The organism is Rhodococcus daqingensis (assembly GCF_042665615.1).
GTDB classification, from domain to species: Bacteria; Actinomycetota; Actinomycetes; order Mycobacteriales; family Mycobacteriaceae; genus Rhodococcus_G; species Rhodococcus_G daqingensis.
Genome location: NZ_JBHTCS010000024.1, coordinates 237,360 through 251,664, shown reverse-complemented (window position 1 = coordinate 251,664; position 14,305 = coordinate 237,360). Strand labels below are relative to the sequence as shown.

12 protein-coding genes are annotated in these 14,305 nt (G+C 70.3%); 4 read left to right on the top strand and 8 right to left on the bottom strand.

The window, feature by feature from the left end:
- Positions 1-39: 39 nt before the first annotated feature.
- Positions 40-1,845: an aspartate--tRNA ligase gene (aspS, locus tag ACFQS9_RS20410; protein ID WP_378407991.1), complete on the bottom strand. Its 1,806-nt coding sequence runs from the start codon at positions 1,843-1,845 to the stop codon at positions 40-42.
- A gap of 152 nt (positions 1,846-1,997) precedes the next feature.
- Here aspS and ypfJ point away from each other — a divergent pair, with 152 nt between their 5' ends.
- On the top strand, positions 1,998-2,939 hold the full coding sequence (gene ypfJ / locus ACFQS9_RS20405; RefSeq protein ID WP_378407989.1) for a KPN_02809 family neutral zinc metallopeptidase: 942 nt from the start codon (positions 1,998-2,000) through the stop codon (positions 2,937-2,939).
- A 22-nt stretch (positions 2,940-2,961) separates the two neighbouring features.
- Here ypfJ and ACFQS9_RS20400 read toward each other — a convergent pair whose 3' ends face one another.
- From ACFQS9_RS20400 to ACFQS9_RS20390, 3 genes are all read right to left on the bottom strand, one after another.
- Positions 2,962-4,089: an AI-2E family transporter gene (locus ACFQS9_RS20400; protein ID WP_378407987.1), complete on the bottom strand. Its 1,128-nt coding sequence runs from the start codon at positions 4,087-4,089 to the stop codon at positions 2,962-2,964.
- An 84-nt stretch (positions 4,090-4,173) separates the two neighbouring features.
- Entirely contained in the window at positions 4,174-5,163 is a 990-nt protein-coding gene (locus ACFQS9_RS20395) for a hypothetical protein (protein ID WP_378407985.1), read from the bottom strand.
- A gap of 57 nt (positions 5,164-5,220) precedes the next feature.
- Positions 5,221-6,246, bottom strand: coding sequence for an Rv2578c family radical SAM protein (locus ACFQS9_RS20390; RefSeq protein ID WP_378407983.1), 1,026 nt, complete (start codon positions 6,244-6,246; stop codon positions 5,221-5,223).
- 87 nt (positions 6,247-6,333) lie between these two features.
- On the opposite strand from ACFQS9_RS20390, the gene ACFQS9_RS20385 reads away from it, so the two are divergent.
- Complete coding sequence (locus ACFQS9_RS20385; protein WP_378407981.1) at positions 6,334-7,263, top strand: DUF5995 family protein; 930 nt, start codon at positions 6,334-6,336, stop codon at positions 7,261-7,263.
- Positions 7,264-7,275: 12 nt separating this feature from the next.
- Positions 7,276-8,916 (top strand): FAD-dependent oxidoreductase, encoded by a 1,641-nt coding sequence (locus ACFQS9_RS20380; protein ID WP_378407979.1) that lies wholly within the window; start codon positions 7,276-7,278, stop codon positions 8,914-8,916.
- Positions 8,917-8,981: 65 nt separating this feature from the next.
- On the opposite strand, the gene ACFQS9_RS20375 is transcribed toward ACFQS9_RS20380, so the two are convergent.
- A complete protein-coding gene (locus ACFQS9_RS20375) occupies positions 8,982-9,614 on the bottom strand; it encodes an NAD(P)-dependent oxidoreductase (protein ID WP_378407977.1) in 633 nt (210 codons plus the stop codon).
- A gap of 75 nt (positions 9,615-9,689) precedes the next feature.
- On the opposite strand from ACFQS9_RS20375, the gene ACFQS9_RS20370 reads away from it, so the two are divergent.
- Positions 9,690-10,307 (top strand): TetR/AcrR family transcriptional regulator, encoded by a 618-nt coding sequence (locus ACFQS9_RS20370; protein ID WP_378407975.1) that lies wholly within the window; start codon positions 9,690-9,692, stop codon positions 10,305-10,307.
- Here ACFQS9_RS20370 and ACFQS9_RS20365 read toward each other — a convergent pair.
- From ACFQS9_RS20365 to ACFQS9_RS20355, 3 genes are read right to left on the bottom strand one after another with little or no spacing between them, the layout of a single operon-like run.
- The gene (locus ACFQS9_RS20365; protein ID WP_378407973.1) at positions 10,304-10,573 is read right to left on the bottom strand and encodes a DUF1876 domain-containing protein; all 270 of its coding nucleotides are present in this window, start codon (positions 10,571-10,573) and stop codon (positions 10,304-10,306) included. The two genes, ACFQS9_RS20370 and ACFQS9_RS20365, sit on opposite strands and share 4 nt — an antisense overlap.
- Before the next feature lie 59 nt (positions 10,574-10,632).
- The gene (gene atzF, locus ACFQS9_RS20360; protein WP_378407971.1) at positions 10,633-12,309 is read right to left on the bottom strand and encodes an allophanate hydrolase; all 1,677 of its coding nucleotides are present in this window, start codon (positions 12,307-12,309) and stop codon (positions 10,633-10,635) included.
- On the bottom strand, positions 12,306-14,282 hold the full coding sequence (locus ACFQS9_RS20355; protein ID WP_378408309.1) for a 5-oxoprolinase/urea amidolyase family protein: 1,977 nt from the start codon (positions 14,280-14,282) through the stop codon (positions 12,306-12,308). Before ACFQS9_RS20355 ends, atzF begins: the two co-directional genes overlap by 4 nt.
- Positions 14,283-14,305: the final 23 nt, after the last annotated feature.

Here is a 14,305-nt window from a genome sequence, read left to right as displayed (position 1 = left end):
CCGCCACCCGCGGGTGCGGTCGGTCGGGTCCCCGACCGGTCAGGAGGCCGCGGTGCCGGCCTGCGGATCCTCGGGCTTGCCCTTCGGCTCCGGCTTGGCGTCGATGCCCGACTCCTTGCGCTGCAGCGCGGTGATCGGCGCGGGCGCGTCGGTCAGCGGGTCGACGCCGCCACCCGACTTCGGGAAGGCGATCACCTCCCGGATCGAGTCCATCCCGGCGAGCAGCGCGGTGATGCGGTCCCACCCGAACGCGATGCCGCCGTGCGGGGGCGCGCCGTACGAGAAGGCGTCGATGAGGAAGCCGAACTTGTCCTCCGCCTCCTCGTGATCGATCCCCATCACCTTGAAGACACGTTCCTGAATGTCCTTGCGGTGGATACGGATACTGCCGCCGCCGATCTCGTTGCCGTTGCAGACGATGTCGTACGCGTAGGCCAGCGCATTGGCGGGATCGGTGTCGAAGGTGTCCATCGACTCCGGCTTGGGCGAGGTGAAGGCGTGGTGCACCGCGGTCCACGCGCTGTAGCCGAGCGCGACGTCGCCGCTGGCCGTCGCGTCGGCGGTCGGCTCGAACATCGGGGCGTCGACGACCCACACGAACGCCCACGCGTCGGGATCGATGAGGTCCTGCTTGCGCGCGATCTCGCCGCGAGCGGCGCCGAGCAGCGCGCGCATCTGCTTCGTCGGGCCGGCCGCGAAGAAGATGCAGTCGCCCGGCGCGGCACCGACGTGCGCCGCGAGGCCCTCGCGCTCCTCGTCGGTCAGGTTCTTGGCGACCGGACCGGTCAGTTCACCGTCCTCGCCGACGAGGACGTACGCCAGCCCCTTGGCCCCGCGCTGCTTCGCCCACTCCTGCCAGCCGTCGAGCTGTCGCCTCGGCTGACTGGCCCCGCCCGGCATCACCACGGCGCCGACGTACTCGGCCTGGAAAACCCGGAACGTGGTGTCCTTGAAGAACTTCATGCACTCGACGAGCTCGAGCCCGAAGCGCAGGTCCGGCTTGTCGGAACCGAAGCGGCGCATCGCCTCCGCGTAGGTCATCCGCTTGATCGGGGTGCTGATCTTGTGGCCGATCAGCTTCCACACGTTCGCGAGGATCTCCTCGGCGAGGTGGAGCACATCCTCCTGGTCGACGAAGCTCATCTCGATGTCGAGCTGGGTGAACTCCGGCTGCCGGTCGGCGCGGAAGTCCTCGTCCCGGTAGCAGCGCGCGATCTGGTAGTAGCGCTCGATCCCACCGACCATCAGCAACTGCTTGAACAGCTGCGGACTCTGCGGCAGCGCATAGAAGCTGCCCGGCTGCAGGCGCGCGGGCACCAGGAAGTCGCGGGCACCCTCCGGCGTGGAACGGGTGAGCGTCGGCGTCTCGACCTCGACGAACTCGTGGTGCGCCAGCACTTCACGGGCCGCGGCGTTGACCTTGGACCGCAACCGGATCGCCTGGCCGGGACCCTCGCGGCGCAGGTCGAGGTAGCGATGCTTGAGGCGCGCCTCCTCGCCGACCTGGTCGTCGAGCTGGAACGGCAGCGGCGCGCTCTCGTTGAGCACCTCGAGCGCGGTCGCGTTGACCTCGATCGCACCGGTCTGGATCTCGAAGTTCTGGTTGCCCGCGGGCCGGACCTCGACGCGGCCGGTGATCTTGACGCAGTACTCGGCACGCAGGCGATGCGCCTGTTCGGCGACGTCGCCCTCGCGGAAGACCACCTGGGAGACCCCGGAGGCATCACGCAGATCGATGAAGATCACTCCGCCGTGATCGCGACGCCTGGCCACCCATCCGGTGAGGGTGACGGTTTGATCGGCGTGCTCGGCTCGCAGCGAGCCGGCGAGGTGGGTGCGCAGCACGGGGTTCCTTTCACAGACTTCCAGCGACTTCTCAGTTGCTGCGATCCTACGGAGAGACACTCAGAAGACATAACGGCGCAGTCGAAACTTTGCGCGCGATCGCGTGTAAAGCTGTACCCGCAGTTCCTCGACTTCGAACGAAAGCGATGACGATGACCTTCAACGAGGGTGCGCGGATGGACTCGGGCCGCGTCACAGTCGGCGGCGGCCACCGCGGTGGGGGCGGGCGGGGCGGCAAGTTCGCCCTCGGCGGCGGCGCGGGTGGCCTGATCGTGCTCGTGCTGGCGCTGCTGCTCGGCGGCAATCCCGGCTCTCTGCTCGGCGGGCTGACCGGTGCGGCCGACACCGCCCAGCTGGGCACCGGCTCCGTCTCGGAGCTGGAGAACTGCGAGACCGGCGCGGACGCCAACCGCGACGTGAACTGCCGGGTCGCCTTCACCACCGCGAGCCTCGACTCCGTGTGGGGCGAGGAGCTGCAGAAGCAGACCGGCGTCCGCTACGTGCAGCCCGGCATCATGCTCTTCTCCGGCGCGGTGAACACCGGCTGCGGCAACGCCACCAGCGACGTCGGCCCGTTCTACTGCCCCGCCGATTCCACCGGATACTTCGACACCAGCTTCTTCCAGCTGCTGGTCGACCAGTTCGGTTCGAGCGCGGGTCCGCTGGCACAGGAGTACGTGGTCGCGCACGAGATCGGCCACCACATCCAGAACCAACTGGGCGATATCGGCCGGGCTCAGGCCGATCCGAAGGGCGCCGAGTCCGGGGCGGTGCGCACCGAACTGCAGGCCGACTGCTACGCGGGCATCTGGGCGCACTACGCCGACACCAAGCCCGGCCCGGACGGCGGTCCTCCGTTCCTCAACAAGCTGAGCGAGAACGACATCCGCGACGCCCTGTCGGCGGCCTCGTCGGTGGGCGACGACCGGATCCAGCAGGCGTCGGGCGGCAGGGTGAACCCGGAGGGCTGGACGCACGGCTCCTCGGATCAGCGAATGAAGTGGTTCGCCACCGGCTATCGCACCGGGCAGGTCAGCGACTGCAACACCTACGCGGCCCGCGACCTGAACAACCCGCCGGCGCTGCGCCGGTGACCACTCCCGGCGCGTCCGCCCGCTATTCGGCGGCGGGCGCGTCGGGCTCCGTCTCCCGGTCGTGGACCAGTTCGTAACGGCGACCGTAGGTTTCGACGAGGGCCTGGATCACCGCGACGACCGGGACCGACACCAGCGCGCCGACCGCCCCGAACAGCGACGCTCCGGCGATCACCGACCCGAAGGCGACGGCCGGATGGATCGAGACGGTCTTGGACGTGATGCGTGGATGCAGCAGATAGTTCTCGACCTGCTGGTACGCCGTCCCGAACGCCACCACCCACACACCGTCCATCGGCTGCGAGGCGGCGGCGATGATCGCGGGCAGCGCGATCGCCAGGTAGGTGCCGAGCGTGGGGATGAATTGCGAGACCACACCGGTCCAGATCGCCAGCGGCAGCCAGTAGGGCACCCCGATGACCATGAGGAAGATGCCGGTGCCGACGCTGCTCACCGCCGCCAGGATCAACCGCGACACCACGTAGCCGCCGGCCTTCTCGACCGACGTCTCCCAGACCGTGGAGATGATCTCCTGCTGCCGGGCCGGGAACCAGCTGGAGATCGTCCGGCGCAGCGCAGGCCCCTGCGCGGACATGTAGAACACGAACAGCAGCAGGGTCAGCGCCTGGAACACGACCCCCAGCAGGGACGACACCACCCCGAGCACGCCCGGCGTGAAGCGTTGCGCGAGTTCACGGATGGTGTCCGGGGTGAGCTTGAGCAGTTCCGGACCGGTCGAGAAGTCTGTGTCGAACGTCCGGTTGGCCCACTCCGTCACCCGTGAGATCGCGTCGGGCAACGCGGTGAGCAGCTGGGCCAGCTGTTCCGCGAGCAGGGTGCCGAACACCGCGAGGAACGCGATCGCGAAGGCGATGAGCGAGAACAGCACCAGTCCGGTGCCCGCGCCGCGGCGCCACCCGCGACGCTCGAACCAGTCGACGACCGGCTCGAGGGTGATGCTGAAGAGCCACGCCAGGAACAACATGCCCAGGAATCCGCGGAGGCTCTGCAGCAGCCAGCCGAGCACCTGGTAGCCGGCAACCGCGAGGAGCACGTAGATGATGGCGGTCCGAAGCCAGCGGAGGTCGGCGCGGCGCGGGGCGCCCTCGCCGGGTCCGGAGGTCCCGATCGGTTCGCTCTCCTCGGTCATCGCACACTCCGTGGTCGGGTGGATGCGGGCGCTACAGCCGAAATGTACTCGCCGAACACGACCGCACGAGGGCAAAAGCCGCCGTCACGGCGCATCGGCGCAGGCGGTATGCGCGGTGAGGTCCGCGGGCAGGGCGGCCTCGACTATCGAGGTGGCCCGGTCGCTCGCGGCGGCATTGGCGATATCGTCGGCGATCGACGGCGACCCGGAATCGAGGTCGGCGAGCTCGACGAGGACGAACCTGTGGTCGTGTCCGGCAAATCCCGTCGAATGCCGGATCGTCCTGTCCCCCGTCGCCATCCAGCCCTGCTTGATCCCGGGTCGGCCCAACCGCTCCAACGTCGCCCGCACACCGAAGTCCTGGTCGAACCCGTCGGCCGCCACGGGTACGGCTGCCTGGAGCCCGGCGATCATCAGCCGCCGCGCCGGCTCGGGCAGGCCGCCACCTCCGCCGAGGAGGCCGACGTAGTAGCGGGCGACATCGGCGGCCGTGACCTCGGTGTCCCACCACGCACCGACCGCCGAGGTCGCCGGCAACTCGTACCGGGCGGCGACGCGCGCGATGATGGCCGGGCCCTCGCCGAGCGTCCACAGCAACTCGGCCACACCGTCATCGGAGGTGGCGAGCAAGGACACGATCCAGGCCATCCGCGCGTCGTCGACGGGCGCACCGGCCGCCGCGCCGCGATACAGATAGTCGTCGGCGATGAACAGCTTTGCCAGGGACGCCGCCGGGAACCTGGCGGCGGTGTCACCCGCACCGGCATACACCCCGGCCTCGCGGTCCACGAAGGCGATCCCGACCACGTCACCGGCCGCCGCGGCGTCCTCGACCGCGATCGCCAGGGATGCCGCCAACCGGCCACAGGACCCGTCGATCTCGGACCGGACCCGGTCGACGGTCACAGCATCGCCCCGGGTGACCGTCCCACCGGACGTGAGGGTCGCGCAGATCAGGATGGTGAGCGCGCCGACGATCAACCCGCGAACGTATCCCGAGCCGAAACATCTGGCCGGGGTCCGCGATGACCATCGACGTGAGATCGCTGCCTCACGATGGCTGGTCGGCTGCATGTCCCGACCTTCTGCGCGGAGTATTTCCCCACTACCACTATAGGATTCGGCCTTGCCTCAGAACAGCGTCAGCGCAGGAGCCGAGCCCGCCCCGACGAGCTCACGCGCGGGCGGCGGCGAGGCCTCCTGCCGGTGTGCCGACCCACCCAACCCGTACTTCTCGACCATGGGTCGCACCCGCTCGCGCAGCCACGCCTGGTACTCCGGCGTCACGTAGGCGCCGCGCCCGTAGAGCTGCCGGTACCGGCGGATCAGGGCGGGGTGTTCCTCCGCGAGCCAGTTCAGGAACCAGCCCCTGGTGCTGCCCCGCAGGTGCATCGGGAACACCGTCACACTCGTCGCGCCCGCCTCCGCGATCGCGCCGAGCAGCGCGTCGAGATGTCGTGACGTGTCGGTCAGGTACGGAATCACCGGGGCCACCATCACGTTGCAGTCGAAGCCCGCATCGGCGATCGCCCTGATCAGCTCCAGGCGGGCCTTCGGCGACGGCGTGCCGGGCTCGATCGCCTTCTGCATCTCCGGGTCCCCGATGGCGAGCGAGACCCCGATCCCCACCGGGACCTGCCGTGCCGCCAGGGCGAGCAGGGGCAGATCCCGCCGCAAGAGCGTGCCCTTGGTGAGAATCGAGAACGGCGTGCCGGACTCGGCCAGCGCACCGATGATCCCGGGCATCAGCCGGTAGCGACCCTCGGCCCGCTGGTAGGGGTCCGTGTTGGTGCCGAGCGCGACGTGCTCACGCTTCCACGATCGACGGGTCACCTCGCGCCGCAGCACCGCGGCCACGTTTGTCTTCACCACGACCTGGCTGTCGAAATCACGGCCAGCGTCCAGGTCCAGGTACTCATGGGTCGGCCTCGCGAAGCAGTACCGGCACGCATGAGAGCAGCCGCGAAAGGCATTGACGGTGAACCGGAACGGCAGCGTGGACTCCTCCGGCATCTTGTTCAGCGCGGACTTGCACAGCACCTCGTGGAAGGTGATCCCCTCGAACTCGGGGGTCTGTACAGTGCGGACCAGCCCGGCACGGGCGAGTCCGGGAAGGGCGCCGTCATCGGCGTCGAGTGCCTGCCCCTGCCATCGCATACACAGAGTCGAACACGTGTTCTAGGACCTGTCAAGTGCGCTCGTCGACGACCCGCATCGCGACATCGTGGTCGTTAGACTCCGGCGATGAGCCTGCGCCGGACCACCGCCCGCACGTCCGTCTCCCGCCTCGCCACCTTCTCCTCGATCGCACTCCTCGCCTCGATCACCCTCACCCAGCCCGCGGCCGCCGATCCCCTCGCCCCCGATCGCGTCGCCACCTCTGCCTGCGGCACCCTGTTGTCCGAGGCCGAGATCGGCACCGTCGCCGCGCTGTCGGACACCTCGACCATCACCGCGCCCACACCCATCGACCGGCTCGAGGACGAGGTCGACCGCCAGCAACGGATCTCCGAGATCCTCACCTCGCACGGCGACCGCCGGGGGCTGTTCGGCATCGGACTCGACGCGGTCGTGCAGCAGGCCGTGATGCCGCTGCAACGCGACCCGGCCGCCTTCGCCGTGCCCGCGTGGGCACACGCGATCAGCACGGACCTGCTGCGCCGATACCTGGACAACGTGCATGCCGAATTCACCGGCACCCCAGCCGAGCCCGCGTGGCAGCGCTACTTCGACCTGACCCGCGACTGCGCGCTGTCCCCCGCCCGCGTCGCCATGATCGGATACAACGCCCACCTGACGGTCGACCTCGCCCGGGCGGTCGCCGCGACGGGCACCACGGACCGGAACGTGCCGGATTACTACAAGATCGTCGATTCCATCGCCACCGACGGCGATGCGATCGTCACCAGGACGAAGGCCGCGTACGGCGCCGATCTCGGCCCGCTGTGGCGGTTCTACTTCGTGGGCGAGGGACTCGATCGGCTCGCGGGCGAGGGCGTCGCCTCCGAACTGCTGTTGCGCGCCGCCGACAGCGGATACAACACCCTCACCCTCGCGAACGGGTTCGCCCTGCAGAACCCACAGATCGCACCGGCCGCGACGGCGGAGATGGAGGCCCTGTGGGGTACCGCGGACGGCGCGATCGAATTGCTCACCCGGCTCGGCGGCCTCTGACAGAATCCAGAGATGGCCTCGGCAGTCGAACCGCAGGTAGCGCCCGCCACCACCGATGTCCTGATCGTCGGGGCCGGTCCGGTCGGGCTGACGCTGGCCGTGGAGCTGCGCAGGCGCGGTGTCGAGGTCGTCGTCGTCGACCGCCGCACCGAGCGGGCGCCCTATGCGAAGGCCGTCGGGATCCAGCCGCGCACCGTCGAGATCTGGGACGCGATGGGCGTGGCCCGGCCCGCCCTCGACGCGGCGACCACGATGCGCGGCCAACTCGTCTACGTCAACGGAACCAATGTCGCCCGGCTGGAGCTCACCCTCCCCGAGGAGATCCCGTACGGATTCCTCGCGCTACCGCAGTACGAGACCGAACGCGTGCTCGGCGAGGCACTGGAGGGCCTGGGCGGCCGGATCACCCGGGGCACCGAACTGACCGGGTTCGAACAGGATTCGTCGGGGGTCCGCGCCACCGTCCGGGACGGACGCGGGAACCACTCGGTCGAGGCGCGGTACCTGGTCGGCTGCGACGGCGCCCACAGCGCGGTCCGCAAGGGGCTGGGGATCTCGTTCGACGGCGGAGCCTTCGCCGAGGGGTACATGCTCGCCGACGTCGAGCTCGACTGGACAATGCCCGCCGGGTATGGCATCCGGGCGATGCACCAGACCGACGGCGCCACCGACGATTTACTGGTCTGCATCCCGCTCCCCGGCCGGAACCGCTACCGGATCTCGATGCTCGTTCCCGACGAGCTCACCGGTCCACCGCCCGAGTCCGGCGAGATCGCACACGGCCTCGAGGGTGGACGACCACCCGAGCTGCACCACGTGCAGGCGGTGCTGGACCGGCTCTCACCGCAACCGACGACCGCGAGCGCGATGCGGTGGTCCTCCGTCTTCCGGATCAGCCACCGACTGGCGGGCCGGTACGGCGCCGGGCGCGTGTTCCTCGCGGGCGACGCCGCCCACATCCACCCGCCCACCGGCGCGCAGGGCATGAACACCGGCATCCAGGACGCGTACAACCTCGGCTGGAAGCTGGCGCTGGCCGTCGGCGGATCGGCGGCCCCCTCGCTCCTGGACAGCTATCACGACGAACGGCACCCCATCGGCGAGGAGGTGGTGGGGCGTACCGTCAAGAGCGCTCGCGAGGGCATCGGCGCGGGAGTCAGCGATCCCGCCACCGTGATCGCCAGGGAGGCACAGCTTCTGGTGGGGTACCCGTCGAGCTCCCTGGTATCCGACGGTGCCGGCGCAGCAGACACCCTCCCCCGCCCCGGCGATCGCGCGCCGGACGCGAGGGGCCTGCGCCAGGACGGCGTCGCGTTCCCGATCCGCCTGCACGAACTGTTCCGTCATCCCGGCCACACCCTGCTGCTGTGGGCATCCGACGACCGGGCGGCCGCGGCGCAACACGCGCTCGCCGCCGAGGTGGGCGAGCGCTTCGGCCGGTCGGTGCGCAGCCACGTCATCGTCGCCGCCGACGCCGACCTTCCCGGCGTCTCGGGGATCACCGTGCGCGACTCCGACGGCAGGTTCGCCGCCGGCTATGGCACCGCCGACCGGACCGGATTCCTCATCCGACCGGACGGCTACGTCGGATACCGCTCCGACGCGATCACGTTCGCCGGACTCACCGGCAACCTGGCCCGCACCCTGCGCTGACCTCCTGCCGTTCACCCACGCGGCCCGCTGCACACGCCGGTTTCGTCACAGACCGTCGAGCCCGGTCAACTCGCGACGTTGACGTGCGTGCGGATCGACTGCGGATCGGCCACCAGGTCAAGCAGGCAGGTCGCCAGGTCGTCCCGGCTGATCCGGATGCCGAATGTCACGTTGCGCTCGACGGCCAGTCGATACGAACCCTTCCCCGGCGCGTCGGTGAGCTGAGGCGCACGGACGATGGTCCAGTCGAGCGCGGTGTCACGCGTCGACTGCTCGGCCGCCGCCATGTCAGTCAGGCTGTTCCGTAGCAGTCGTCGCAGGATGAGTGGCTTCACCACGAATCGGGTGAACCAGTCGTCGCCCGGCCCGGCGATTCGCGCACTGTTGCTGATCAGGATCAGCCGCCGGACACCCACCGATTCCATCGCCTTGGTGATCGAGAGCGCGGCTTCGGTGGCCACCGACGTGGGCCCCGCGTCACGCGACCCGATCGTGTCGACCACGGCGTCGGCGCCCCGGATGGCGTCCGCGATGTCGTTGGGGTTCATGACGTCGGCCGTGACGACCCGCAGCCCGGGACCACCCGGGATCGAGTAGTGACCGCGGACCACCGCGGTCACCTGATGTCCGGCCGCGAGCGCCTGCTGCACGAGACGTCCACCCGTGCGGCCTGTGGCCCCGAAAATCGTGAGTCGCATGTCGAGCCTTCCGGTTAGTGAGTGCTTACTAACCTAGGATGAGTGAACACTTACCAACCTGTCAAGGGAGGCCGAATGGGAACGCGCGATCAGATCCTCGACGCCGCCGCCGAGATCATGCGCAATCGCGGCGTGGCCCAGGCGACGACCAAGGAAATCGCCAAGGCGGCCGGCTACTCCGAAGCCGCGCTCTACAAGCACTTCAGCGACAAGGAAGACCTGATCCTCAACGTCCTCCGGCATCGCATGCCTGGACAGGATTCCGCCCGTCCCGAGCCGGGCACGGACACCGTGGAAGACAATCTGGCCGCTTTCGCCCGCATGGCGCTGACCTTCTACCAACAGTCGCTGCCGCTACTCGGCGGATTGCTCGCACAGCCGAAACGGATGGCGGCACATCGTGACTCGATGCGCCGCCACGGCGCCGGACCCGGTCATGCCATCGCCGGGATCGCCCGTTATCTGCGTGCCGAGCAGGAGCTCGGGCGGGTCGACACCGACACCGACACCGACACCGTCGCCGCGATGCTCGACGGCACCTGCTTCCATCAGGCATTCCTGCGGTTCTACGAGGCCGGCCCGGACGCCACGGCCGCCCCGGACGAACTCGCCCGGAGCCTGGCACGAACACTCAGCCGCGGACTCGGGTCGTCGACCCGCGACGGACACGGTCCCGCAGCCGAGGCGCCCTAGCTGTATAGATCGGTGGGCTGCTTGGTCACCTCCTCGATGTCGGCCGCGGTCGCCTCGATCAGCTGATGCGCCAGGTCCGCCAGGGCGCGCGCGGTCGCCAGCTCGTCGCCGATCGCGGGTACGTCGGTGTCGGCGGGATTGAGCCTGGCCAACCCGCTACCCGTCAGTTCGGCCTTGTCGTCGGCGCGTAATCGCGCCGTGGCCCTCGTCCGGCCGTCGTGCTCGTCGATGACGATGCTCACCGACCAGTTCTTCTCGTTCGTCATGGTCGCCTCCTCGAGTCGCACCTCAACGATTGCAGGCGCACGGCGGCCCGTCGAGACCCTCAGCCCAACGCGCCTGCCGCCAGCGCCGCCTTCCAGCCGCCGTACTCACTGATGTCGCGGCCGCTCGCCGCCGCCGCGTGATCGCACCCGAATCCGGTACCCCAACTGCCATCGTCGAACTCGACGGCGCCGAGCTGCATCGGCGTCGGCAGCTCGGCCAGGAATCGCCCGAGGGCCGCGGGTGTGAGCAGCCACTTCTCCCCCGCGATCGACACTCCGCGGTCGGCCACCCGGATCAGTCCGGGCTTGCGGGGCACCGTGTCCAGTGCCGTGAGGCGGTAGTTCGGCGCGGTCCACACGGGCCCGAGCCAACGGGCACCGAGTGCGGTGAGCTGGTGCTCGAGCGGCTGGCCCAGCAGGTGGGCGCCGAACACCGCCAGCTCGACCGCAGGGGCCGCCGCGGCCGGCCAGTCCTCCGGCATCGAACCGCACATCTTGCCCGCGATGTCCGCGGCGACCGCGTCCTCGAACGCGCGCGCGAGCACGGTCACCCCGAACTGCGCCGCGCCCGCCTTCCCGGCGGGCACCGCCACCGCGCACAGGTCGAAGAGGTTGCAGAAGTTGGTGTAGGTCCCCATCCGGGAGTTCACCCCGATCGGATCGGCCGCGACGTCGGCGATGGTCGGATGCTCGGGCGCGGTGGGGATCACCAACGCGTCGATGCCCTCCAACCGCGCCATCGCCGTGGCGCGCAGCCGGGTGAGGCGGTGCCGATCGGCGATCAGCCGATGCGCGGCGATCGCGCCTGCCGGCGAGACGATCGCCCGCACCGTCGGGTCGACGGCCTCGGGCCGCGAGTCGACGAACTCGCCCACGGCGGCGTATCTCTCGGCCACCAGCGCCCCGTCGTACAGCAGCCTGGCCGCCGCCAGGAATGGGTCGAGGTCGATCTCCACGATCTCCGCGCCGGACTCGGCCAGCGCGTGCACCGCCGCGCCGAACGCGCCCGCCCACTCGGCATCGAGGCCCGGTAGCTCGCGCGGCACGGCCACCCGCGGTCGCGGCGGAGCGGCGAGCCGACGGTCGGCGGGCCAGGGTCGGGCGGGTGCGCCCGCCGCCAGCACCCCCATCGCGCGCGTCGCCGCGGGCAGGTCGGCCGCGAACAGGCTCACGCAGTCGTAGGACGCGCACGCGGGCACGACGCCGTCGGTCGAGACGACCCCTCGGGTCGGCTTGATCCCGACGATCCCCTGCAGGGCCGCGGGCACCCGCCCGGACCCGGCGGTGTCGGTTCCGACCGCGAGGTCCACCAGCCCGAGCGCGACCGCGACCGCCGAGCCCGAGCTGGAGCCGCCCGAGATGTACTCGGGACGGCGCGAATCGCGGACCGCCCCGTACGGGCTCCGGGTGCCGACCAGCCCGGTGGCGAACTGGTCCAGGTTCGTCTTGCCGATCACCACCGCGCCCGACGCCCGCAGGGCCGCCACCGATGCGGCATCCTCGTCCGGCAGATAGGCGAACTCCGGACAGGCGGCGGTGGTCGGCATGCCCGCGACGTCGACGTTGTCCTTGACCGCCAGTACCGTGCCGCGCAAGGCCGGCGCGTCGGTGCGTCGGTCCACCGCCTCCGCCTCCGCCACGGCGTCCGCCTCGGGACGCAGGTGGATCCAGATCTCCGGCCGGTCGGCCGCGGCGATCGCGCGATAGGCCGCCCGCACCCGGGCCACCGCGGTCATGCGGCCACCTCCTTGGCCTCGGTCTTGGCGAACTCGCCCGCCGCGGACCAGGCCTCACGTTCAGCCTCGAACGCCAGGGCCTGAGTGGCACGGAACGCGCCGATCGAGTCGGCATTGTCGGCGAGGAACCGGTCGTGCTCGGCCAGCGAGAAGCTGCCGTCGACGATCTGGACACCGCCCGGGCCGCCCGCGGCGGTCTCGGCGCGCAGTTCCAGCAGCTCGTCGGGCTCGACGGGGTACCAACTGATCCGGTCGAAGAACCTCAGCAGCCAGGGGGTGCCGTCCTCGAACGGCCCGGACGGCTGCGGGTGCCGGTGATTCCAGACCTGGGTGGTGCGGCCGACGAACTGGTAGCCGCCCGGCCCCTCCATCCCGTAGATGCACAGGTACGCGCCGCCGATCCCGACCGCGTTCTCCGGCGTCCAGGTGCGGGCCGGGTTGTACTTGGTGGTCACCAGCCGGTGCCGCGGGTCGAGCGGGGTGGCCACCGGCGCGCCGAGGTAGACGTCACCGAGCCCGAGCACCAGGTACTGCGCGCCGAAGACGGTGTCGAAGACGTCGTTCACCGAGTCCAGGCCGTTCATCCGCCGGATGAACTCGATGTTCCAGGGACACCAGGGCGCGTCGGCGCGGACGCCGTGCATGTATCGCTTGATGGCCTCACGGGTGGAAGGATCGTCCCAGGACAGCGGCATCCGGACCTCGCGGCTAGGCACCACCAATTCCGACGCCTCGGGGAGCTGGTCCTCGGCCTCGGACAGCAGCCCCATCAACGTCGGTACCGGGAGCACGTCGGGGTCGACGCGGACCTGCAGCGACCGGATACCCGGCGTCAGGTCGAGCAGCCCCGCCGGCTTCTCCGCCTCGAGCCGCTGGTGCAGGGCGTGCGCCCGGGCCCGCAGGGCCAGGTCGAGGCTCATGTCGCCGTACTCGACGAGCACGTTGTCGTTGCCGGAACGGCGGTAGGTCACCGCGGTCGACCCGTCCCGCCTGGCGATCACCCCGTCGTCGCCGTCGCCGCCCCGCCCGAAGACGGTCGGCAGGCTGGCCCGGCGGCCCAGTCCCAGTTCGCTTCTCGATGCGGCGTGAGCCGCCCGGATGGGCACGAAACGGATGGTGTCACCGGGACTGAGCTGACCGAGCTTCCAGCGTTCGGCCGCCACCACGGTGACCGGGCAGACGAATCCGCCGAGACTGGGTCCGTCGGGCCCGAGCAGGATCGGGGTGTCACCGGTGAAATCGAGAGCACCGACCGAGTAGGCGTTGTCATGGATGTTCGACGGATGCAGCCCGGCCTCGCCGCCGTCGGATCGCGCCCAGTCCGGCTGCGGTCCGATCAGCCGGACACCGGTGCGGTCGGAGTTGAAGTGCACCTCGTAGTCGGTCGCCAGCAGCGTGTCGATGTCCTCCCTGGTGAAGAACTCCGGCGCCCCGTGCGGGCCCTCCGTGACCGCGATCTCCCAGTGCCCCCCGATGACAGGACGGTGCTCCATCGGAACGGGTTGGGCGGCAGCCGGGTTCGAGACGCCTCCCCCCGCGACCAACACATCGCCCTCGCGCAACGTCCGGCCCTCGTGTCCGCCGAACCGGCCCAGGGTGAAGGTCGCGGCGCTGCCGAGGTAGTCCGGCACGCTCAGCCCGCCCCGCACCAGTACGTAGATCCGCAGGCCGGGACCGCTGACCGCGCCGACATCGAGAATTCCGCCCGCGGGCACGTCGACCGCCCGCCACGACGGCACGGGTCTCCCGTCGACCGTGACGACGGTGGGCGCCCCGGTGACGCAGACGGTGGTCGACTCGGCGAACCGCAAGGCCGGGCCCGCCATGGTGCACTCGAGCCCGGGTGCACCCTCCTCATTGCCGAGCGCCACGTTCCCGAGCCGGAAGGACAGGTCGTCCATCGGTCCCGACGGCGGCACCCCGATCTGCCAGTACCCCACCCGACCGGGCCAATCCTGCACGGCCGTCAGCATTCCCGGGCGCTCGACGGTCACCG